We start from the raw sequence: 21,469 nt of genomic DNA, 5'->3' as shown, positions 1-21,469 counted from the left end.
ACGAGCGCCGTGCCCGGCAACGGGACGACGCCGCCACCGTCGCACGACCAGTGAAGGAAGGAAACGAGCACAGTGACCACGACAGTGCAGGTCCCCGGCGGGGTGGCTGCGGCGGAACTGGCCGAAGCCCTCGTCCGTGGGGACTGCGGTGAGGTCGCGGGCGACGCCGGCCGCAGGGCGCAGTACGCGGCCGACGCGTCCAACTACCGGCAGGTTCCGCTGGCCGTGGTCTTCCCCCGCGAGCGCCGGCACGTCCTCAACGCCCTGGCGGTCTGCCGCCGGCTCGGCGTTCCCGTCACCTGCCGCGGCGCGGGCACCAGCACCTCCGGGCAGGCCGTCGGCGCGGGCGTGGTGCTGGACTTCTCCCGCTTCTTCAACCGGCTCCTCGCCCTGGACCCCGGGGCGCGCACCGCGACGGTGCAGCCCGGCATCGTGCTGGACGATCTCCAGTCCGCCGCCGCCCGGCACGGCCTGGTGTTCGGCGCCGATCCCTCGACGCACAGCCGCTGCACGCTCGGCGGCATGATCGGCAACAACGCCTGCGGGACCCACTCCGTGGCCTGGGGCCGCACCGCGGACAACGTCACGGAACTCGAAGTGGTCACCTACCGCGGCACGGTGGTCCGGCTCGGCGAGATGACCCGGCGCGAGATCGACGAGGCCATCGCCGCCGACGACGACCGCGGCCGGCTGATCGCGGCCCTGTACGGGCTCGCCCAGAAGAACCTGGCCGCCCTGCGGACGAAGCTGGGACGGTTCCCGCGGCAGGTGTCGGGGTACGCGCTGGAGCACCTCCTGCCCGAGAACCGGTTCCATCTCGCCCGGGCCTTCGTGGGCAGCGAGGGCACGCTCGCGGTCGTCCTCTCGGCGACCGTCCGCCTCGTCTCCCCGCCGCCCGCCCGGGCACTGGTCGTCATCGGCTTCCAGGACGCGTGCGTTGCCGCCGACGCGGTACCCGCCCTGCTGGACCACCGGCTGCTCGCCCTGGAAGGGATCGACCAGGCCCTGACCGACATCGTCACCAGGCCCGGGACCCGGGCCGCCATCGACACCCTGCCCACCGCCCGGGCCTGGCTCTTCGCCGAGCTGGGGGGCACCGCGGACGAACTGCCCGCACGGGCCCGGACCCTGGCCGCGCGCGCCGCAGAGGCGAAGGGTTTCACCGGGGCTGAGGTCATCACCGATCCGGCCCGCGCCCGGCAGCTGTGGCGGATCCGCGAGGACGGGGCGGGCCTGGCCACCCGGCTGCCTGGGGGCACCTCCCAGCCGGAGGCTGGGGGAGGGGCGGAAGCCTGGCCGGGTTGGGAGGACGCCGCCGTCCCGCCCGACCAGCTCGGTTCCTACCTCCGCCGGTTCACCGACCTCCTGGACAGGCACCACCTGCAAGGCGCCGTCTACGGCCACTTCGGCGAGGGCTGCCTGCACGTGCGCATCAACTTCGACTTCACCACCGAGCAGGGCACGGCCGTCTTCCGCGCCTTCGTCACCGACGCCGCCGAGCTGGTGGCCGCGCACGGTGGCTCCCTGTCCGGCGAACACGGCGACGGCCAGGCACGCTCCGAGCTGCTGCCCCTGATGTACGGGCCCGGCGTGATCGCCCTGTTCGAGGCGTTCAAGCGCATCTGGGACCCCGACAACGGCCTCAACCCCGGCATGATCGTGCACCCGCTCCCGGTCGACGGAAACCTGCGGGTCAGCCCGCACCGTCCCACGCTGCCGGTGGTCTCCCGTGCGGCCCTGGGGTTCGCCTTCCACGCCGACGACGGTGACTTCACGAAGGCGACCCGTCGCTGTGTCGGGGTGGGCAAGTGCCGCTCGGCCGACCAGCGGGGCGACGTGATGTGTCCGAGCTACCGGGTCACCCTGGACGAGAAGGACTCCACCCGGGGGCGCGCCCGTCTGCTGTACGAGATGACTCAGGGGGAGGTGATCACCGACGGCTGGCGGTCCACCGAGGTACGCGACGCGCTCGACCTCTGCCTGTCCTGCAAGGGCTGTAGCGCCGACTGCCCGGTGGGCGTGGACGTGGCCACCTACAAGTCGGAGTTCCTCTACCACCACTACAAGGGCCGCGTCCGGCCCGCGTCGCACTACACGATGGGGTGGCTGCCCCTGCTGTCCCGGCTGGCCGCCCGCATGCCGCGGCTGGTCAACGCGGTGACCTCCGGCCGCCTGGCCCCCCTCGTGAAACGGCTCGGTGGGATCGCCGCGCAGCGCAGCGTTCCGCAGTTCGCCGACGGGACCTTCCTGACCTGGTTCCGCGGCCGCACACCGCAGGGTGACGGGCACCGCGGCCCGGTCATGCTGTGGGTCGATTCGTTCAACAACCACTTCACGCCCGACGTCCTCAGAGCCGGTGTCGAGGTGCTGGAGAGCGCCGGTTTCCGCGTCCGGGTCCCCGACGGCACCCAGTGCTGCGGGCTGACCTGGATCACGACCGGGCAGCTGGGCATCGCCCGCCGCGTCGCCAGGCGCACCGTCCGGGCCCTCGGCCCGGCCGTGGCCGCGGGCGTGCCCGTGGTGGGCCTGGAGCCGAGCTGCACCGCCGCGCTCAGGACCGACCTGCCGGAGCTGCTCGCCACGGACGACGACCAGGCCGGTGCCCGGGCGCTGGCCGAGGCCACCGTCACCCTCGCCGAACTCCTCGTCCAGCGGGCGCCCGACTGGCAACCCCCGCAGGTCGACGGCGCCTCGATCAGCCAGACCCACTGCCACCAGCACGCCACCTCCGGCTTCGGCGCCGACGGTGCGCTGCTGCGCCGGATGGGCGTGGACAACACGGTGCTGGATTCGGGGTGTTGCGGTCTGGCCGGCAACTTCGGTTTCGAACGCGGCCACTACGACGTCTCCGTCGCCGCCGGGGAACAGGTGCTGCTGCCTGCGGTGCGGGCGGCGGCCGCGGACACCCGGATCCTCGCGGACGGCTTCAGCTGCCGCACCCAGATCGCCCAGCGGACCGACCGGGCCGGTACCCATCTCGCCCAGCTCATGGCCCACGCCCTACGGCCGTCCGGCGCGTCCCCCGGCACCTCCTCCGCCGCCGCGCCCACCGCCCCTGACACTCCCGCAGACCTCCCGAGAAGGAACCGACGTGACTGACGCACTCTCCCTCGTTGACGACTGGGGCCCCGAGAAGATCGTCGTGGTCTCCCACCGGCGCACCGGCATGAAGGGCGTGCTGGTCATCGACAACACCGCACGGGGCATCGGCAAGGGCGGCACCCGGATGAGCCCGACCGTGACGGTCGGCGAAGTCGCCCGGCTGGCCCGCGTCATGACCTGGAAGTGGGCGAGCGTCGACCTGTTCTACGGTGGCGCCAAGGCCGGCATCGTCGCCGATCCCGCGTCCCGCGACAAGGAGGCGGTCCTGCGGGCGTTCGCCCGCGCCCTGTCCAACGAGGTGCCACGCGAGTACGTCATGGGCCTGGACATGGGGCTGACGGAGAGCGATGCGGCCATCATCCAGGACGAGCTGGGAGATCGAGGGGCCGCCGTCGGCACCCCCGAACACCTGGGCGGTGTCGCCTACGACAGGATCGGCGTCACCGGCTACGGCGTCGCCGAAGCCACCGATGCCGCCGCGGGCAGTCTGGGGCTGCCCCTGGCGGGTGCCCGGGTGGCCATCCAGGGCTTCGGTGCCGTGGGCGCGGCGGCAGCGGCACGGTTCGCCGAGCTCGGTGCCACGGTGGTGGCCGTGTCGACGGCTCATGGTGGACTGCACGCTCCCGACGGCCTGGACGTGGCGGCCCTGCTCGCCGGCCGCGCGGAACACGGTGACTCCTTCGTGGTCCGACAGGCCCAGGGCACCGCTCTGGCCCCCGGTCTTGAGCTGACCGTCGACTGCGACATCCTCGTGCCGGCCGCGTTGCACGATGTCATAGACGGCGAGACCGCCCAGCAGATCAAGGCCTCCCTGGTCGTCGAGGGCGCCAACCTGCCCACCTCGCCGCAGGCCCAGGAGGTGCTCGCCCAGCGGGGCGTCACGGTGTTGCCCGACTTCGTGGCCAACGCCGGCGGTGTGGTGGCCGCCGCGTTCGCCATGGACGCCCGCTACTCCGGGTTCCGGCCGCAGACGTCCACCATCTTCGAGACGATCTCCGGGCGGCTGCGCGCCAACGCCGTCACCGTCCTCGAAGAGGCCCGGCGCCGCGGCACGACGCCGCACACGGCCGGCCGCGGCCTGGCCGAAGAACGCGTCCGCACCGCCATGCAGAGCAAGGGGCGTCTCCCCCGCTGAAGCAACGATCTCGCACGGCGCGGCGCGGCGGGCGACCCCCGGCCTCCCGTCGCGGCCGTCGGCTCGCCCCACCCGTCGTCCGTGTCGTGCAGGTGTCCGGGCGTTACGGGGGGACGCCCGGACACACCCTTTCGTCCGTCAGTCGAGACCGTCCGGCGGGCCTGCGGGCGGCTGGCGGTGGAACGCTGCGGATCGCGGCGACGTCGGCCGGCGTGGGCGGCAGCGCCGGCAGCTGGGCGCTGTGCGCGTTCAGCCGGCGGCGGATGCTGGTGGCGATGCCCCTGCCCAGCACGAACCGGGTGGCGGAGACCGCGCGCCCGGCGGTGTCCAGGAGCCGGTGGGCTTCCCGGCTGCGCATGCCGGTGTCGGACAGGATCAGGTGCCGCAACCGGTGCGGACCGGCCGCGAGCGCCTCCGCGAGCGCGGCGGCGGCGGCCTCGTCGATCCGGTTGCCGGCTGCGGCCAGGGCGCCGGCGGCCCTGACCCGGCCCAGGTCGAGGGTCTCGACCCCGGCGGCCACCGCCGCGGCGACGAGCCGGGCGGCGGCCTGCGGCCCGATGCCGTTGCTGGCGACGGACAGCCGGGTGAGGCTGCCGTACGGCGCGTGCGCCAGGGCGTCGGCCAGGGTATGTGCACCCGCGTCACCGAGCCGGGCCGCGGAGACGTACAGCTCTCCCAGGGCGCCGGCCGCGATGAGCGGGCAGAGCGACACGGCTCCGGCGGGGCCCAACGGGTTTCCGCTGACGTAGAGGCGGGTGACGCGGCGGCCGGCGCTAGCGGCGGTGACCAGCGCGTCGGCCAGCACGGCAAGACCGTCCGGGTCCAGGCCGGTCTGCACCAGGTCGAGGGTGCGCAGGGACCGGGCGGCCTCGATGATGCTGGCCCCCGCCTCACCGGCGCCCGCCCGCAGCGGGTTGCGTTTCAGCCAGACGCCGGTGACCGTCGGGGAGGCCCGCAGGCCATCGGCGATCCGGCAGGCGCCGCCTGCGGTGATGCCGTTACAGCCCAGGTAGAGCGTCTCCACCGCGGTCTCGACGGCCTTCTCTGCGACGGTGCCGGCGCCGTCGTCGCCCAGCCCGTCCGTGCCCAGCAGCAGATGGCGCACCGGGCCGGGGCGCAGCGCGTCGGCGATCAGCGTGGCGCCTTCGGCGCCCAGGGCCTGCTTGCACAGGTCGAGCCGGCCGTCGGGCAGAGCGGTGCCGGTGGGGAAGTCCCGGCGTGCGGCGACGGCGTCGCCGGTGCGCAGCCAGGCGAGCAGCTCGGTGAGGTCGGCCGCCGGTCGGGGCACGACCGTCTGCACTCCGGCGAAGCGTGCCGCGCCCGCTTCGGTCACCATGCGGCCTCCTGATAGTCCTTGAGGAAGACGCCGGAGACCGGCGAGCCGGCCTCGCCGCGCACGATGGGGTCGTAGACGCGGGCGGCGCCGTCGATGACGTCGAGGGGGGTGCGAAAGCCCCGGTCGGCGAGCCTGGTCTTCTTCGGCACCGGGTTCTCGTCGGTGATCCAGCCGGTGTCCACGCTGCACATGTGGACGCCCTGTTTCATGAGTTCGGGACCGCTGGTGCGGGTGAGCATGTTGAGGGCGGCCTTGGCCATGTTGGTGTGCGGGTGTCCGGCGGTCTTGTTCCGCACCGCGAACCGGCCTTCCACGGCCGTCACGTTCACCACGTAGCGCCGGGGGTGCGGCGAGGCGAGCAGCAGCGGCAGGAGGCGGTCGCAGAGCAGGGCAGGGGCCAGGGCGTTGACGAGCTGGGTCTCCAGCAACTCGACGGGGTCCACCTCGCCGAGCCGGGCCGACCAGGAGTTGCCGGGTGCGGGGTCGGGCAGCAGGCCCGCTTCGTCGACGTCCGTGCCTGCTGCCGTGCCGGCGGCGGTGAGCACGAGGGAGAGCGCGCCGTCGGCTTCCCTCGGTCGCGTGCCCCCGTCGGTGAGGGCGACGGGCAGCGGCCGGAAGCCGGGTGCGGACCGCACGGCACCGGGCAGGACGGCACCGGCGTCCGCGGGGGCGGCCTCTCCTGCCGCCAGCCGAGCGAAGGACTCCGGCGGGCGGCGCACCGTCTGGGCGGCGTTGTTGACGAGGATGTCCAACGGCTCACCCTCGTCGCGCAGTTGCTCGCACAGGCCCAGCACCTGGCGGGGATCGCGCAGGTCGATCGCGACGACGGTGAGCCGGTCGAACCACTGCGCGCTGCCCGCCGCCGCGCTGAAGCGGCGCAGGGTGTCGCGCGGGAAGCGGCTGGTGACCAGCACCTCGGCGCCGTCGCGCAGCATCATCAGGGCGAGTTGGAAGCCGATCTTGACGCGCCCGCCGGTGAGCAGCACGCGGCGCCCGCGCAGGTCCGTGCGCAGCGCACGACGTGCCGAGTTGTCGGCCGCGCAGGTGGGGCACAGCAGGTGGTAGAAGGCGTCGGCCTGCTGGTAGCGCCGCTTGCAGACGTAGCAGTGGCGGGCGCGGGCGTAGACGCCGGCCGTTCCGCCGGCGTGCAGCGGGGCGTCCTCGCGCCGGGTGGTGGCGCCGGTGGCGGTGGCGGCGGTGACCGTGGCGTCGGCCTGGGTCAGCCGCTGCTGCCTGGCCCTGCGGCGACGCAGCCGTCCGTCCCGGGCGAAGGAGAAGGCCACCTGCTCGGCGTGCAGCCGCGTGGGGTCGTCGGCGTCCAGGGCGCGCAGCTTGGAAAGGGTCCGGTGGAACGCCGTGAGTTCGTCCTCGGCGATCGCGCGGCCTGCCGTCTCCTCGGTCTGCCCGCTGCCGCCCATGTGCCCCCGCCCCCGGTGTCCCCTGTCTGCGCCTGGTGGTCTCCGGCCGGATTCGAACCGGCGTCCTCCAGCCTTGTGAGGGCGGCGCGACTTCCTCTGCGCTACGGAGACCGTGTGGTGGCACCACCTGCCTGGACGGCCGGATTCGAACCGGCGTTTCCCGCTCGACAAGCGGGGGCGCCTGCCTCTGCGCTACGTCCAGACAGTGCGGGGATCCTAGCCCAGCGCGCCGTGCGCGCCCCATCGAATTGCGGCTCCACCGACGCAGGAGGCCGGCGCGGCCACGTGACGGCCCGTGTGCTACGGCGACCATGGACGCGTGCCGCTCACGGCCGGACGTGTGAGCTGCCTGGACGGCCGGATTCGAACCGGCGTCTTCCCGCTTGAGGGGCGGACGCGTCTGCCTCTGCGCTACGTCCAGACAGTGCGGGGATCCTAACCCGGCGCGCCGTGCGCGCCCCATCGGATTACCGCCTCGCCGCGCACTCCGCGGCGCTCCGCGCACGTTTCGGCCGCATCAGGGAAATGCCGGGGAAATTCCGAGTCGTTGTACGAAAAACCACACCGCACCACCTCGGATCCGGGACCCCCTGCAAATGCCGTTACCCCACCATCAGCGGACGCTGCGGACGCAAACACCGTGGACCCGCACACCGCACCACTTGCCAACAGGATGAATAGCAGAATGTAGCGGCCGCACTACACACCCGTCGGCCATCTCACCTGACGTAATTCCCGTCACTCCCCTCCCCCCATCCCGGACCTGCGGACCGTCCGACGGCCAGGACCAGCCACCAGGGCATCCACCCGGCCGCGATCTCGATCACCGGAAGGCTCGGTCGTCGGATGTGAACGGCGAGGCGACGTGAATTTGGGCGATCGGCAGCCAACTCATCGTTCAGCACACTCATTTGGGGTCGCATGCAGGGTGTGAAGTCGAGCTTTGCAGATGTGACGGCTCATCAGTTACCTGCGGTATACGCGTGAGTAGTTGCGTCTGAACGCCGTCGAAAATGGAGGACCCCCAACCTCATGTGAAATTCCTGTGTTAGCGTCCATCGCTCAGAACCAGCCAGTAAGAACCAGCCAGTAAGAAGGGCAGCCCCGTGGGAGAGATGCATCACTTCACTTACGGATGGTTGACACCGGTGCTCTCTTTTGTGATGGCGTGCGTCGGCGGTGCACTCGGTCTGCGCTGCACGGTCCGCGCTCTCGCCACCACCGGGGCGACCCGGCGCAACTGGCTGGTGCTCGCCTCCCTCGCCATCGGCTCGGGCATCTGGACGATGCACTTCGTGGCGATGCTCGGCTTCGGGGTCTCCGGCTCCGCGATCCGCTACAACGTGCCGCTGACCGTCCTGAGCCTGATCGTCGCGATCCTCTTCGTCGGTGCCGGCGTCTTCACCGCCGGGTACGGGCGGTCGCAGGTCCGCTCGGTGCTGGTGGGCGGTCTGGGCACGGGGCTCGGCGTCGCCGCCATGCACTACATCGGCATGTCCGCGCTACGGCTGCACGGCGACCTCGGGTACGCCCCGCTGCTCGTGGTCCTGTCCGTGCTGATCGCGGTCGTTGCTGCGACGGCCGCTCTGTGGGCCGCCCTCACGGTGCGCGGCACGACGGCCGCCGTCGGCGCTTCCCTGGTGATGGGGATCGCCGTGAGCAGCATGCACTACACCGGCATGGCCGCGCTGTCCGTACGAGTGGCGCCCGGGCAGGCCCCGCTCTCCGGCGCCACCGCCACCGAGTTCATCTTCCCGCTCGCCGTCGTCCTGGGTTCGTTCCTCTTCCTGACCTCCGCGTTCGTCGCGCTGTCGCCCACCGCCCAGCAGCGCAGGGAGTCCGAGTCGGCGGTGCGGCGCCTGCACGACGTCGAAGCGGGCGGCGTCCGGTTCCCCGCCGACTGACGCACCCCGCCGTCCGACCCACTTCTCCGCCCACCATCGATCGAGGAAGTCATGCGTGTAAGCCGCATGTTGACCGAGAGCAGCCACGACGACGAGCGGCCCTCGCGCACCGGCGGCACGCGGCACGCCCTGCGCGAGCCGCGCGACGCCCGAGCCGGGCTGTGGTCGCTCGTGCCGAGCCGGCTGCGCCCCAAGTCCGTCCGAGCGAAGATCGTCGCGCTGCTGATGGTCCCCATCATCTCGCTGATGGCGCTCTGGGGTTTCGCCACGGTCATCACGGCGCAGAGCGTCTCGGACCTCACCCGGTTCAAGGACGTCAACGCGACCCTCCTGGAGCCGGTGGACGACTACGTCACGGCCGTGCAGGCCGAGCGCGCTGCGGCGACCCGGTACCTGGCGCATCCCGATCCGGCGCGGCTGGGCGCCCTGAACAGCAAGGCCAGCAGCACCGAAACCGCTGCGGCGGCCCTGCGGCACGGCATCAACGCCAACAGCACCGACACGGCCGCGCTCAGCCCCGAGCTCTTCACCCGGACCCGCCATCTGACGGCCGCCGCCGACAAGCTGCCCGCGCTGCGCAAACAGGTCACCGCAAAGAAGACGAACTGGGACGATGCCTACGCCGGGTACACCGCGACGATCGACCGGGGCTTCTCCGTCGACGGCGCGCTGAGCGGCATCAGCGCCTCCGTCACGGGTCAGGGACAGGGCCCCGACGTGGCCTCCCAGGCGCGCGTCGTGGAAGAGCTCTCCCGCGCCCGCGAGATGATCTCCCGCGAGGACGCCATCGTCGGCAGCGCCCAGGCGGACAAGCGGATGCCGGCGGAGCGCTACCGGTCCTTCGTCGGCGCCGTGCAGTCCCAGCAGACGCTGTTCGAGTCCGCCGTGGACGATCTGCGCCCGTCGGACGAGGCCGCCTACCGCGGCGTCCTCAAGAGCCGGTCCTACGAAGACCTGCGCTCCCTGGAACGGGCGATCGAGGACGCCGGCCCCGACCGTGCCAACCGCACCGTCTCCACGACGACGTGGGACCAGACCACCGACCCGGTCCTCCAGGGCCTGCACAGGGCCGAGGCGGGAGCGAGCACGGCGGCGGCGCACAAGGCGGACCCGTTCGCGTTCGACGTACTCGGCGAGTCCGGCATCGCGGTGGTGCTGGGCTTCGTGGGAGTGCTGCTCTCCCTGCTGATCTCGATGCAGGTCGGCCGCGGTCTCATCGTCGAGCTGGTCGGCATGCGCAACTCGGCCCTCGAACTGGCGGGCAGCAAGCTCCCCCGGTCGCTGCGCCGGCTGCACGCGGGCGAAGTGGTGGACATCGAGGCCGAGGCACCGGTGCGGCGGCACGGCGGCGACGAGATCGGCCAGGTGGGCTCGGCGCTCAACGCCGTGCACCGGGCCGCGATCCAGGCCGCCGTCGAGCGTGCCGAGGTGCTCAGCGGCATCTCCGAGGTGTACGTGAAACTGGCCCGGCGCAGCCAGGTGCTGCTCCACCGGCAGCTCGAGCTGCTGGACGCCATGGAGCGGCGCATCGAGGACCCGGCCATCCTGGAGGACCTGTTCCGGCTCGACCACCTCACGACGCGGATGCGGCGGCACGCGGAGAGCCTGATCATCCTCTCCGGTGCCGCGCCCGTCCGCGGCTGGCGCCGGCCGGTACCGATGCTCGACGTGGTGCGCGCCGCGGTCGCCGAGGTCGAGGACTTCACCCGTGTCGAGGTCCGGGTCGCCGAGGAGGTCCGGGTGGCCGGCTCGGCCGTCGCCGACCTCACCCATCTGATCGCCGAGCTCGTGGAGAACGCGGTCGCCTTCTCACCACCGCACACCAAGGTGCAGGTACGCGGCGAGAAGGTCGGCGCCGGGCTGGCGCTGGAGGTCGAGGACCGCGGCCTCGGCATGAGCCGGGAGGCGCTGGCCCAGGCCAACCGCAAGATCGAGGACGCCTCCCAGGTCGACCTGCTCGACACCGACCGGTTGGGCCTGTTCGTGGTCAACCGGCTCGCGCACCGCCGCGACATCCAGGTCGCCCTCCGAGCCTCCGTGTACGGCGGTGTCACGGCCGTCGTCCTCATCCCGGAGAGCCAGCTGGAGCAGGAGACGTCGCCGGCGAGTTCGCAGGACCCCGGGTACGAGCTCGGCGCGGCGACCGTGGAACTCCCGCCCATCCCGGGTCAGCGCGGCGGTGACCGGCCCCACGGCGCGGCGGCCGAGCCCCTGCCTCAGGGGGACACCGAGCCGCCGGGCGCCTTCCCGACGCGGCCCGCCTTCGATCCGGACCGGAGATGGCACGCACGGCCTTCGGACCATGCCGGGTCCCCGGACCACACCGAGCACTCCGGCCGCGCCGAGACCGCTCCCCCGGCGACCCCGGTGCGACAGGCACCCGTCCGGGAGCCGGTCGACCCGTCACGAGCGGACGCCGGGCCCGGCACCTCGCCCGCTCCCGAGCGCACTGACCCGCGGCGACCGGGTGCGCTGCCCACGCGTGCGCGCACCGGGGCGGCGGCCGCCGGGCAGGGCCGGGAACACGCCCCCACACCTTTGCAGGAACGTTCCACTCGAGCGCAGGAACACCCCGCACAGGCACCACAACACCGCCCGGACGAGCCCGCCCCGCTGCCCCGGCGGGTACGGCAGGCGAACATCTCGCCACATCTTCGCGACGCCCCGGACCAGCCACAGCGCAGCGTCCCGCACATCGCGGACCCCGCCGCCACCGGACGCTCGCCGGAGCGCGCCCGCGCCACCATGGCGGCACTGCGCGCCGGCTGGCTGAGCGGTGGCAAGGCGGACGAGAACGCGGACCGGAACACATTGGGGAGCGCCCGCGAGCGCACCGGGGGAACAGCGGACCAGAACGCGGAGGAGGACCGGCCGCCACTGCCCGCACGGAAGCCGAGCCATTCCGAGACACCCTCGCAGGGAGATGAAACGTGATGTCCGGGACGAAGGAGACCTCCGGTGAGCTCAACTGGCTGCTGGATGAACTGGTCTCACGGGTACCGCAGATCAGACACGCCGTCGTGCTCTCCAGTGACGGTCTGGCCATCGGCGCATCCGACGAACTGCACCGGGACGACCGGGAGCGCTTCGCCGCCATCGCCTCCGGCTTCCACAGTCTGGCCAAGGGAGCGGGACGGCACTTCCAGGCCGGCCGGGTGGTGCAGACCGTGGTCGAGCTGGAAGGCGGGTTCCTCTTCGTCGCCGCGGCCGGAGAGGGGTCCTGCCTGTCCGTCTTCACCGACGCCGACGCGGATGTGGGGCTGGTCGCCTACGAGATGGCACGGCTGGTGACCCGGGTGGCCGAGCATCTGGGCGTGCCCTCACGCACGGATGACGCCGCAGCCTTCCAGGAGTGACCCCGGCCGCCATGACAGACCATCCCCATGACTGGTTCGGCGACGGATCGGGGCGGCCCCCGCCGCCCCCGGCGCCGAGCACCCCGTCGTCCACCCCCGAGTGGTTCGACGACGAGGCGGGACCACTGGTACGCCTGTACGCGATGACCGCGGGTCGTGCCCGGCCGACCAGTGAGGCCTTCGACCTGGCCGCGGTCATCCACGCGGACGAGGCGGGAACCGAGGCCGCTCCGCCGCCGTCGCCCGAGCACACGACGATCATCGAGCTGTGCCGGGCCGCTCCCCGGTCCGTCGCCGACCTGGCAGCCGACTCCGACCTGCCGGTCGGCGTGGTGCGGGTGCTGCTCGACGACCTGCTGGACGCCGGGCACATCCGCGTCAGTCGCCCGATCGCCCCGGCGCAACTCCCCGATGCGGGCCTTCTCAAGGAAGTGATCGATGGACTCCGTGCTCTCTGACGATCCCCGTCCGGATGCTCCCGGCTCCTTCCTGTCGCTGAAGATCCTGGTGGCCGGCGGGTTCGGGGTGGGCAAGACCACGCTGGTCGGGACGGTGAGCGAGATCCGCCCGCTGCGCACCGAGGAGCAGCTCACCGAGGCCGGCCGCCCGGTGGACGACCTCGGCGGCGTCGAGCGCAAGACGACGACGACCGTCGCCATGGACTTCGGCCGCATCACCCTCCGCGAGGGGTTGTCGCTGTATCTGTTCGGCACGCCGGGGCAGGACCGGTTCTGGTTCCTGTGGGACGAGCTGGCCAACGGGGCGCTGGGGGCCATGGTGCTCGCCGACACGCGGCGCCTCGAAGACTGCTTCCCCGCCGTCGACTACTTCGAGCGCCGCGACATCCCCTTCGTCGTCGCGGTCAACTGCTTCGAGGGCTTCCACATCTACGGCCCCCAGGAGGTGCGGGGCGCGCTCGACCTCGATGCGGAGACTCCCGTGGTGTTGTGTGACGCCCGCGAGCGGGAGTCGGCCAAGGAGGTGCTGATCGCCCTCGTCGAGCACGCCAGCCGGGTGTACAGCAAGGCGACGTGAGGCGGCGCCCCCTGCCTCCGTCGGCCCCGCACCTCGACGGGCAGACCCCTCACCGCGGGGAGGGGCCTGCCCGTGGCCTCAGTAGTGCACCCGGCTGCCCACCGCGCGATGGTCGGAGTAGTTCAGGTCCTGGTTGTCGTCCCCGGTCAGGGCGATGTCGGCCTGGTCCGCGTCGTCGAAGTCGGGGACGACCGTGTCGCTGGTGTCGGCCGGGGTGCCGCCGGGCTCGCGGGCGAACAGGAAGTCGATCCGGCGCGGCCCGCTGTCGGATTGGATCGACCAGTTCTCCCCCGCGCACACCGCGTCGCCCCCGCAGCCCTGGTACACCGCGTCCCGGAAGCCGTGGGCGCCACCGACGTCCGCGTTGGTTGCCGCGTACCAGTCCGTCCAGTCGTCCTGGCCGTTGTGCGTGCTGGCGCCGCGGTTGGTGTCACCGCCGGCCACGAACAGGTCGGCCACCCCGTAGCCGTCCTCCGTCAGCTCGTTGCTCAACTCTCCGGCGTTGGACACGGCACAGGCCGCCGTACCGCCGCCGTTCGTCTGGGTGGGCCAGTGGAAGGACGCGGCCGTCACGTCCTTGTCGGCGATCCTGTCGTGCAGCAGCGCCTTGACGCCCTTGGTACGCGAGGCCGTGCCGTTGACGCAGTACGCCGGCTGGTCGGGGTCCGGTGCGTACTGCGCCTGCCAGCGGTTGTCCGGTGACTGGGACAGCGTCAGCTCCAGCCGGTCGGCGCGCCAGATGACCGCGTTGGTCTGGTAGTCCTTCTCCGGCCCGCAGGTGCCGCCCCCCTCCTTGGGGTTCGCCTCGGCGACGACGCCCTCGAACTTCTCCCCGAAGTGCTCCTCCATCCGGGACAGCAGCAGGTCCAGCTGGTCCTGGCCGCTCAGCTGCTGCACCAGGTAGATGTCGGGCCGGTACCGCTGGAGCCGCATGTAGTACATGAGGTCGTGCCAGTCGCCCTTGCAGGTCTCGGTGCTGGTCGGCAGGTTCTCCACGTTGGCGTCGTACACCTGGAGAAAGCCGGGGTCCGTGTTGGGCACCGCTTCCACCGGCGCCGCGTGCGGTGCGGCGCCGGCGGCGTACGGCGCACACAGCACGGTTCCGAGAAGTGCGGACACGCCGAGCAGCACGGCGCACGTCTTCCTGTTCCTGGGCACCACGTGTTCCCCCCTTTTTTTGGTCACCGGCCCGCGCTGCGGCGGGCGCACCGCCGCAGCGCGACGGCGGAACGGTCATAGCCCGGAAAGACCGCGGCGAAACCAGTGGTGCACGGTGCCGAAGGGGACACGTGGGGAGGGTGGAAAAGGGGATCGCTACGTCGCTGCCTCCTCGTCGGCGAAGAACTGCCTGTTGGCCGCGATCGACGACCTCCACTGCTCCGGAACGTCGTCTTCGTCGTAAATGGCTTCGACCGGGCAGACCGCCTCGCACGCGCCGCAGTCGATACAGGCCACGGGGTCGATGAACAGCTGGTCGTGCTTGTCGAAGTCCGGTCCGTCGGGCGTGGGCTGGATCGCGTCGACCGGGCACACGTCGTAGCACGACGAGTCCTTGCTGTCGACGCACGGCTCAGTGATCACGTACGACATGCGCACCTCCTTGGGAGCGGTGAGCGGCACCGTCTTGATCGTGGTGGTCGTCGCCGCCGGGCGGGCCGGCCTCCAGCTCTTGCAGCAGCGCCTCGAGTTCGTCGGGAGCGGCTTCGGCGAGCAACCGTTCGAGCTCGTCGAGCTGATCGCCGGCGTCACCGGCCTCGGCGGGCATCGGCTCGTCCGCGTCGGGTGCGCCGAGCTCGAGCCGCGCGACCAGCCCTTCCGAGAGCTCGGTGATGGTGGTGCCCTGGAGCAGGTCGAGGACCGACACATCGATCTGTAGGACGGCCTCGATGCGGTGCTTCATCTCGATCGCCATCATGGAGTCGAGACCGAGGTTGCTGAGCGACTCCTCGGTGCTGATCTGCTCCGCTTCCAGACCGAGCACCCGTGCCGCGACGTCGCGCAGGTGGTCGCCCAGGACTGCGGCATGCTCGCCTTCGCCCGCCCGCCGCAGTGCGGCGAGCAGGGACTGGGTGTCGGCGCCGCTGTCCTCGGGCTGGTCACGCTGGTCGCGTACCTCGAGTTCGCTGAACATCTGCGGAAGTCGGCCCGCCAGCGAGGTCTCCCGTGCCCTCGCCCAGTCGGCGGTGATCGCCACCAGATGGGCCGGGCGTTGGTGCAGGACACGGCCCAGGATCTGCATACCGGCTTCGGGGGTGATGAGCTCGATGCCACGGTGGGCGTACATCTTTTCCAGGTCGAGCTGTTCGACCATCCCGACCGACCAGGGCCCCCATCCGATGCTGAGGGCGGGCAGCCCGAGCCCGCGCCGGTAGCACGCCAGCGCGTCCAGGAAGGCGTTGCCGGCCGCGTAGTTGCCCTGGCCCGGGGAGGCGATCACCGAGCCGGTGGACGAGAACAGCACGAAGAAGTCCAGGGCGGCGTCCCGGAAGAGACGGTGCAGCAGCCATCCGCCGAGCAGCTTGGGCCGCAGGACCTTGGTGAAGGTCGCCCGGTCCATGCGCACCAGGAGTTCGTCGTCGACGACGCCGGCGGTGTGCACGACACCGGCGATCGGCGGCAGGCCCTGTTCGTGGTGCCGGCTCAGCCACTGCCGCAGCTGGTCGGGGTCCGTCACGTCGACGGCGGCAAGGTGGATCCTGGCGCCGAGCGATTCGAGTTCCCGGAGCCTGCCGACGAGGCCGCGCTGCGGATGGTCGTCGGGCAGCTCGTCCCAGGACTGCCGTGCCGGCACCGGGGTGCGGCCCATCAGGACCACGTCGCGTGCGCCTCGCTCGGCCAGGAACCGCGCGACGAGGAGTCCCAGCGAACCCAGGCCGCCGGTGACCAGGTAGCTGCCGGCGTCCCGCATGCGGGCCGGGAACGGCGGCGTGAGGCGGGTGCTCTCCGCGAGACGGGCGACGTAACGTCCGCTCCCCCGCAGCGCCACCTGGTCCTCGACGTCGCCCGCAGTGATCTCGGCGATCAGCAGGCGGGCCTGCTCGGCGTCGCTGTGCTGCGGGTCGAGGTCACACAGGCCACCCCAGAGGGTCGCGAACTCCTGGTGGCCGATGACACGGCCCAGTCCCCACAGCGGAGCCTGCGCGACGTTCGGCCGGTGGCCGTCCGCGCCGACAGCCTGCGCTCCGCGGGTGGCCAGCCACACCTTCGGCACCTGCGGCAGCTCGGCCGACAGGGCCTGCATCAGCCCCATGACCGACAACACGCCGATCTCCTGGGAGGCCTGTAGAACGTCGGCGGACGTGGCTTCGTCCACGTCGATGTCGAGGCTCCACAGGTGCACCACCGTGCCGATCTCGTGGTCCCGCAGCCTTCGCATCAGCTCCAGGTGGTGGGCCGGGTCGGCGGGGTCGATCGTGTACGCGCCGTCGCCGTCGTCGACGAGTTCCCCGACGTCGGCGTGGGTCACGCAGAAGACGCGGCGCCCGCCGGCGCGCAGGATCGTCGCCGCTTCGGCACCGACGCCCGCCCCGTCGGCGAAGATCACCCACGCGGCGTCGGTGCCGGTCGCGTCCGGTGCGACCTCCGCCGCCGCCGCGATGTCGTCGGTGGCCGTGGGCTCTCGGGGGGCCTCCTGCCATTGCAGCTCGTAGAGGCCGCGGTCGATGCGTTCCGGCGAGAGGCTTGCCGCGGCCGCGAGCGACTGTGCGCGGAACCCTTCGATCTCCACCAGGACCCGCCCGGTGCCGTCGCACAGGGCGATGTCGCTGACGACCTGCGAGCGGTCGGCCGCCACCACGTGCGCGACGACGACCATGTCCCCGGCGGGCGGCGCCAGCACGCGGATCCGGTCGACCCCGACCGGGAGGTACGGCGTGCCGCGCTCCTGGTCCGTGTCGCGCGGGGTCGCGGCGATCAGCAGCACCTGGAAGGCGGCGTCGACCAGACACGGGTGGAACAGGTAGTCGCCGGCCCCGGCACGGATCTCGTCGGGAACGGTGACGGTGCCGACCGCCACCCGATCACCGGTGACGATGCCGCGTACGCCCTGGAAGGCGGGCCCGTACTCGAAGCCCATGTCGCGCGTCTGCGTGTAGAACTCGTCCTGGGAGACGTGGTTGCCGCACCGGGCACGGGTGCCGGCCACGTCGCGCGGCGCCGGCACCGTGGCGCTCGTGCCGAGCTGGGCGGTCGCGTGGACCGTCCACTGCCGTTCGCCGCTGGGCAGCGCCACGTAACTGGCGATCTCGACGCGTGCCTGCTCCTGGTACAGCGTCGTCCGCACCCGCGCGTCCGACACCGGTGACAGGACCAGCGCCTTGCGCAGTTGCAGGGCGTCGACGCTGTAGTCGCCCGCGCCGTACACCTGGTGGGCGGCCGCCAAGGCCATCTCGATGAGCGCCGCACCCGGCAACAGCGTGTTGCCCTGCACGCGGTGGTCCGCCAGGTACGTCAGGAGACCGGTGTTGAGTTCCACCTCCCAGGTGGGGTGCGCGGCGTTCATCCGCTGGCCCAGCAACGGATGTACCTGCCGGTAGTGGCGGTCCTCGCGGGCCTCTTCCGATTCGTTCCAGTAGGTCTTGAGCTGCCACGGGTAGGTCGGCAGCCTGACGAACCCGGCGTCGGCCGGATGGAAGGTCTCCCACTTCGCCGGGTGACCGTGGCTGTGCAGCGAACCCAGCCCCCGCAGCAGGACCTCGTCCTCGGGTTCGCCGCGCCGCAGCGACGGGACCACCAGGCTCTCCTGCTCGGTCTCGCCGAGCAGTTCCCTCATCGAGCTTGCCAGGACCGGGTGCGGTGCGAGTTCGACGAAGTGGGTGCAGCCGTCGTCGACCATCTCGCTGAACGCGGCCGAGAACAGGACGGTGGCGCGCACGTTCTGCCACCAGTAGTGGGCGTCGGCCCCGCGGCCGTCGATACGGCTGCCGGTGACCGTCGAGTACAGGGGCAGCTTGGCGGTGCTCGGGCGCAGGTCGGCCAGGCCGGCCTCCAGATCGGCCCGCAACGGGTCCATGTAGTGGCTGTGGTACGGGACCTTGACCTGGAGGAACCGGTGGAAGACGCCGAACGTCTTCAGCTGCGCTGCCATGCCTTCCAGGACCTCGGCGTCGCCGGAGAGCGTCACCGCGCTCGGGCTGTTGATCGCCGCCACCGACACCTGCGGTCCCGCATCGGCAACCGCCTTGTTGAGGGTCTCCGGCGTCAGACCGACCGCCAGCATGCGACCGGTTCCCGACGTGCGCTGTTGCAGACTGCTGCGGTGGTAGATGACCTTGGTCGCGTCCTCCAGGCTCAGCACGCCCGCCACGTACTGCGCGGCGACCTCGCCTGCGCTGTGACCGATGATCGCGTCCGGTTCGATCCCCCAGGACCGCCAGAGTTCGGCAAGGCCGACCTGCAACGCGAAGTTGGCCGGCTGGGCCACCTCGGTCTCGGGCATCCGTGACCGGTCCTCGTCCGCAAGGAGCTCCGTCACGAGCGACCAACCGGTGTGCCTCTGCAACTCCGCGGAGCAGGCTTCCACCGCCGCTCGGAACACCGGCTCGGTCGCGAACAGGCGCCGGCCCATGCCCCACCACTGCGGACCCATGCCGGAGAAGACGAACGCGAGTCTGGGCCTGTCTCCCGGCTGGGCGCGACCTGCGACCACGCCGGCCGCCTTCTCCTCGTCGAGGTGGGCGCGCAGCCGCGCGCTGGCCTCTTGTGCGTCCTGCGCGACCACGGCGAGGCGGTGATCGTGGTGGGTGCGGCGCAGGCTGCACGAGTACGCGACATCGGCGAGGCTGTGGTCGGTCTCGCCGAGGTACCCGCACATCGACTCGGCCAGGTCGTGCAGCGCGTCGGCGCTGCGGGCCGACAACACGACGACGTGCCGCCGGTCGTCGCCGCGGGTTCGGCCCGCGACCTCGGCGGGCGGCTCCTGGAGCACGGCGTGGGCGTTGGTTCCACCGAATCCGAACGAGTTCACCCCCGCGTACCGGGGACCGCTCCTGGTCGGCCATTCGGTCAACTGGGTGGGCACGCGCAGCCCGAGCTCGTCGAACGCGATGGCGGGGTTGGGGTCCTTCAGGTGCAGATGGGCCGGGATGCGCCCGTGCTTGAGGGAGAGTGCCGTCTTGATCAGGCCGGCCACACCGGCGGCGGCTTCGAGGTGTCCGATGTTGGTCTTGACCGATCCGACGAAGACGGGATCGCCGCCCTGCCGGTTCGCCGACAGCACCCGACCGATCGCGGCGGCCTCGATCGGGTCGCCGACCGGCGTGCCCGTGCCGTGCGCCTCGACGTACTGCACCTCGTGGGGCGACACCCCGGCCCGCGCGTAGGCGGCCCGCATGGCAGCCTCCTGCGACGCCCCGTTGGGGACGGTGATGCCGTTGGTGCGGCCGTCCTGCGTGACGGCGGTCCCGCGTACGAGCGCATAGATCGGGTCACGGTCGGCCTGCGCCTGGGCGAGCGGCTTCAACAGGACCACGCCTGCGCCTTCGCCACGCGCGTACCCGTTCGCCGACGCGTCGAACGTCTTGCACCGGCCGTCAGGGCTCAGGAAGCCGCCCTTGGATTCGGCGATCGTCATGTTCGGGGCCAGCATCACGTTGGCGCCACCGACGATGGCCTGCGCGCACTCACGGTTCCAGATGGCCTGGGTGGCAAGGTGCAGCGCCACCAGCGAGCCCGAGCAGGCGGTGTCGACGGAGAGGCTGGGGCCACGGAAGTCGAACGCATAGGACAGCCGGTTGGCCAGCATCGTCATCATCATGCCGGTGGCGGAGTGCGCCTGGAGTTCGTAGCGGCTGTGCACCCCGTAGTTCTGCAACAGCTTGTAGTCCAGGGTGAAACCGCCGACGAAGACTCCGGTGTCGCTGCCGGCGAGGCGGTCCGCGTCCTGGCCGGCGTCTTCGAGGGCTTCCCAGACGGCCCGCAGCAGCAGGCGCTGCTGGGGGTCGAGCCAGATCGCCTCGCGCGGCGAGATGCCGAAGAACTGGGCGTCGAACTGGTCGACCCGATCGAGGAACCCGCCTCTGAAGGTGCTCATCTTGCCGAGCTTGGTGGGGTCGGGATCGTAGAACTTGCCGATCTCCCAGCGGTCCTGCGGGAGTTCGCGGGTGGCGTCCACGCCTGCGCAGAGCAGGTTCCAGTAGGCGTCCGGAGTGTCGGCGCCGCCGGGGAAATGGCATCCGATCCCCACGATCGCGAGGGGTTCGCGCCGGGGATTCCCGTCCTGTCGATCGCTCATGCGGGTGCGTCCCCCTCGGAGAGCATCGTGGCCTGGAGTTCGCTGGTGAGCTGGGCCAGGAGCAGGTCCTGGCTGCCGTGGATGAAGAAGTGCGAGCCGGGCAGCATGGTGAGGCCGAACCCGTTGCCAGCCTGGACCTTCCACTGGTCGAGGTCCGCTCGCCCGACCCGCACGTCGTGCTGGCCGCCGAAGACCGACACCGGCACGGACAGCGGGGCTTCGGGCAGGTACTCGTAGGTGTCGCACAGTTCGAAGTCGGCGCGGAGCGTCGGCAGCAGGGCGCGCATGAGCTCGTCGTTGTCGAGCACGTCCTGCGGGGTGCCTTCCTTGGCGAGGACCGTTTTGAGCACCTCGTCGGGCAGGTGGTAGATGCGGATGTTGGGGTTGGGCAGCTGCGGCGCCCGAAACGCCGCCAGGAACAGTCGCTCCGGCTGCGGCGCGCCGGCCCGCCGGAGCTGCCGGGCCAGCTCGAATGCCACGAGCGCGCCCATGCTGTGCCCGAACAGCGCGAACGGCCGGTCGAGCAACGGAGCGATGGCCGTGTGCAGGTCGGCCACGAGCGGGACCAGACGCCGGTAGGAGGGCTCGGCGGCCCGGGACTCGCGCCCCGGCAGCTGGACCGCGCACACCTCGACCTGGTCCGGCAGGTGGTCGCCCCAACCGCGGAAGACCGTGGTGCCGCCGCCGGCATAGGAGAAGCAGAACAGCCGCAGGGCCGGATCGGCGCTCCCGTGCCGGACGAACCACGCCGGGCCCGCCGGGGCGTGCGACCTGTCTCGGCGCAGGCGTTCGGCGAGCTGGGCACGTCGTTGGGGCGACAGGTTCGCAAGTCGCGCGCGCAGGCGCTGCTCGGTGCCGGTCGGTCCGGTCATCGGCGGTCCTGTGTCCGGGCGGGAACGTCGTCGACCGTGCCGGCCGATCGGGTCGCCGGGTTCATGTCCTGCCTCCCCGC

The 21,469-nt window shown here is 71.8% G+C and carries 13 protein-coding genes and 3 tRNA genes; 7 read left to right on the top strand and 9 right to left on the bottom strand.

Annotation, left to right across the window (positions count from 1 at the left end; translation table 11 throughout):
• Positions 1 to 72 precede the first annotated feature (72 nt).
• On the top strand, positions 73 to 3,099 hold the full coding sequence (locus NQO67_RS02120) for an FAD-binding and (Fe-S)-binding domain-containing protein (RefSeq protein WP_255945707.1): 3,027 nt from the start codon (positions 73 to 75) through the stop codon (positions 3,097 to 3,099).
• Positions 3,092 to 4,237, top strand: a complete 1,146-nt coding sequence (locus NQO67_RS02115) for a Glu/Leu/Phe/Val family dehydrogenase (protein ID WP_255945706.1) — start codon at positions 3,092 to 3,094, stop codon at positions 4,235 to 4,237. The genes NQO67_RS02120 and NQO67_RS02115 overlap by 8 nt, the downstream gene beginning before the upstream one ends.
• 103 nt (positions 4,238 to 4,340) lie before the next feature.
• Here the strand turns inward: NQO67_RS02115 and NQO67_RS02110 are convergent, their stop codons facing one another.
• The 5 genes from NQO67_RS02110 to NQO67_RS02090 form a co-directional block, all read right to left on the bottom strand.
• Entirely contained in the window at positions 4,341 to 5,573 is a 1,233-nt protein-coding gene (locus NQO67_RS02110) for a leucine-rich repeat domain-containing protein (protein ID WP_255945705.1), read from the bottom strand.
• Positions 5,567 to 6,991, bottom strand: a complete 1,425-nt coding sequence (locus tag NQO67_RS02105) for an SDR family NAD(P)-dependent oxidoreductase (RefSeq protein ID WP_255945704.1) — start codon at positions 6,989 to 6,991, stop codon at positions 5,567 to 5,569. The genes NQO67_RS02110 and NQO67_RS02105 overlap by 7 nt, the downstream gene beginning before the upstream one ends.
• A 33-nt stretch (positions 6,992 to 7,024) precedes the next feature.
• Positions 7,025 to 7,103: transfer RNA gene (locus NQO67_RS02100), tRNA-Val, on the bottom strand.
• 18 nt (positions 7,104 to 7,121) lie between these two features.
• Positions 7,122 to 7,193 (bottom strand) — tRNA-Asp (locus tag NQO67_RS02095).
• A gap of 146 nt (positions 7,194 to 7,339) precedes the next feature.
• A tRNA-Glu gene (locus NQO67_RS02090) sits at positions 7,340 to 7,412 on the bottom strand.
• Between the two features lie 685 nt (positions 7,413 to 8,097).
• On the opposite strand from NQO67_RS02090, the gene NQO67_RS02085 reads away from it, so the two are divergent.
• The 5 genes from NQO67_RS02085 to NQO67_RS02065 are packed head-to-tail and all read left to right on the top strand — an operon-like array spanning position 8,098 to position 13,286.
• Positions 8,098 to 8,895 carry an MHYT domain-containing protein gene (locus NQO67_RS02085; protein WP_255945703.1) on the top strand — a complete coding sequence of 266 codons (798 nt, stop codon included), beginning with the start codon at positions 8,098 to 8,100 and terminating at the stop codon, positions 8,893 to 8,895.
• Positions 8,896 to 8,946: 51 nt separating this feature from the next.
• Complete coding sequence (locus tag NQO67_RS02080) at positions 8,947 to 11,829, top strand: sensor histidine kinase (protein WP_255945702.1); 2,883 nt, start codon at positions 8,947 to 8,949, stop codon at positions 11,827 to 11,829.
• Entirely contained in the window at positions 11,829 to 12,251 is a 423-nt protein-coding gene (locus tag NQO67_RS02075; RefSeq protein ID WP_255945701.1) for a roadblock/LC7 domain-containing protein, read from the top strand. The genes NQO67_RS02080 and NQO67_RS02075 overlap by 1 nt, the downstream gene beginning before the upstream one ends.
• A gap of 11 nt (positions 12,252 to 12,262) precedes the next feature.
• A complete protein-coding gene (locus NQO67_RS02070; RefSeq protein WP_255945700.1) occupies positions 12,263 to 12,709 on the top strand; it encodes a DUF742 domain-containing protein in 447 nt (148 codons plus the stop codon).
• A complete protein-coding gene (locus tag NQO67_RS02065) occupies positions 12,690 to 13,286 on the top strand; it encodes a GTP-binding protein (protein ID WP_255945699.1) in 597 nt (198 codons plus the stop codon). The genes NQO67_RS02070 and NQO67_RS02065 overlap by 20 nt, the downstream gene beginning before the upstream one ends.
• Before the next feature lie 78 nt (positions 13,287 to 13,364).
• On the opposite strand, the gene NQO67_RS02060 is transcribed toward NQO67_RS02065, so the two are convergent.
• From NQO67_RS02060 to NQO67_RS02045, 4 genes are all read right to left on the bottom strand, one after another.
• Complete coding sequence (locus NQO67_RS02060; protein WP_255945698.1) at positions 13,365 to 14,444, bottom strand: hypothetical protein; 1,080 nt, start codon at positions 14,442 to 14,444, stop codon at positions 13,365 to 13,367.
• A gap of 156 nt (positions 14,445 to 14,600) precedes the next feature.
• A complete protein-coding gene (locus NQO67_RS02055; RefSeq protein WP_255945696.1) occupies positions 14,601 to 14,876 on the bottom strand; it encodes a 4Fe-4S dicluster domain-containing protein in 276 nt (91 codons plus the stop codon).
• On the bottom strand, positions 14,857 to 20,517 hold the full coding sequence (locus NQO67_RS02050) for a type I polyketide synthase (RefSeq protein WP_255945694.1): 5,661 nt from the start codon (positions 20,515 to 20,517) through the stop codon (positions 14,857 to 14,859). Before NQO67_RS02050 ends, NQO67_RS02055 begins: the two co-directional genes overlap by 20 nt.
• A complete protein-coding gene (locus NQO67_RS02045; protein WP_255945691.1) occupies positions 20,514 to 21,389 on the bottom strand; it encodes a thioesterase II family protein in 876 nt (291 codons plus the stop codon). The genes NQO67_RS02050 and NQO67_RS02045 overlap by 4 nt, the downstream gene beginning before the upstream one ends.
• Between the last annotated feature and the right edge of the window lie 80 nt (positions 21,390 to 21,469).

The organism is Streptomyces odontomachi (assembly GCF_024435355.1).
Taxonomy (GTDB): domain Bacteria; phylum Actinomycetota; class Actinomycetes; order Streptomycetales; family Streptomycetaceae; genus Streptomyces; species Streptomyces odontomachi.
This window is presented reverse-complemented; position numbering and strand designations above follow the sequence as displayed.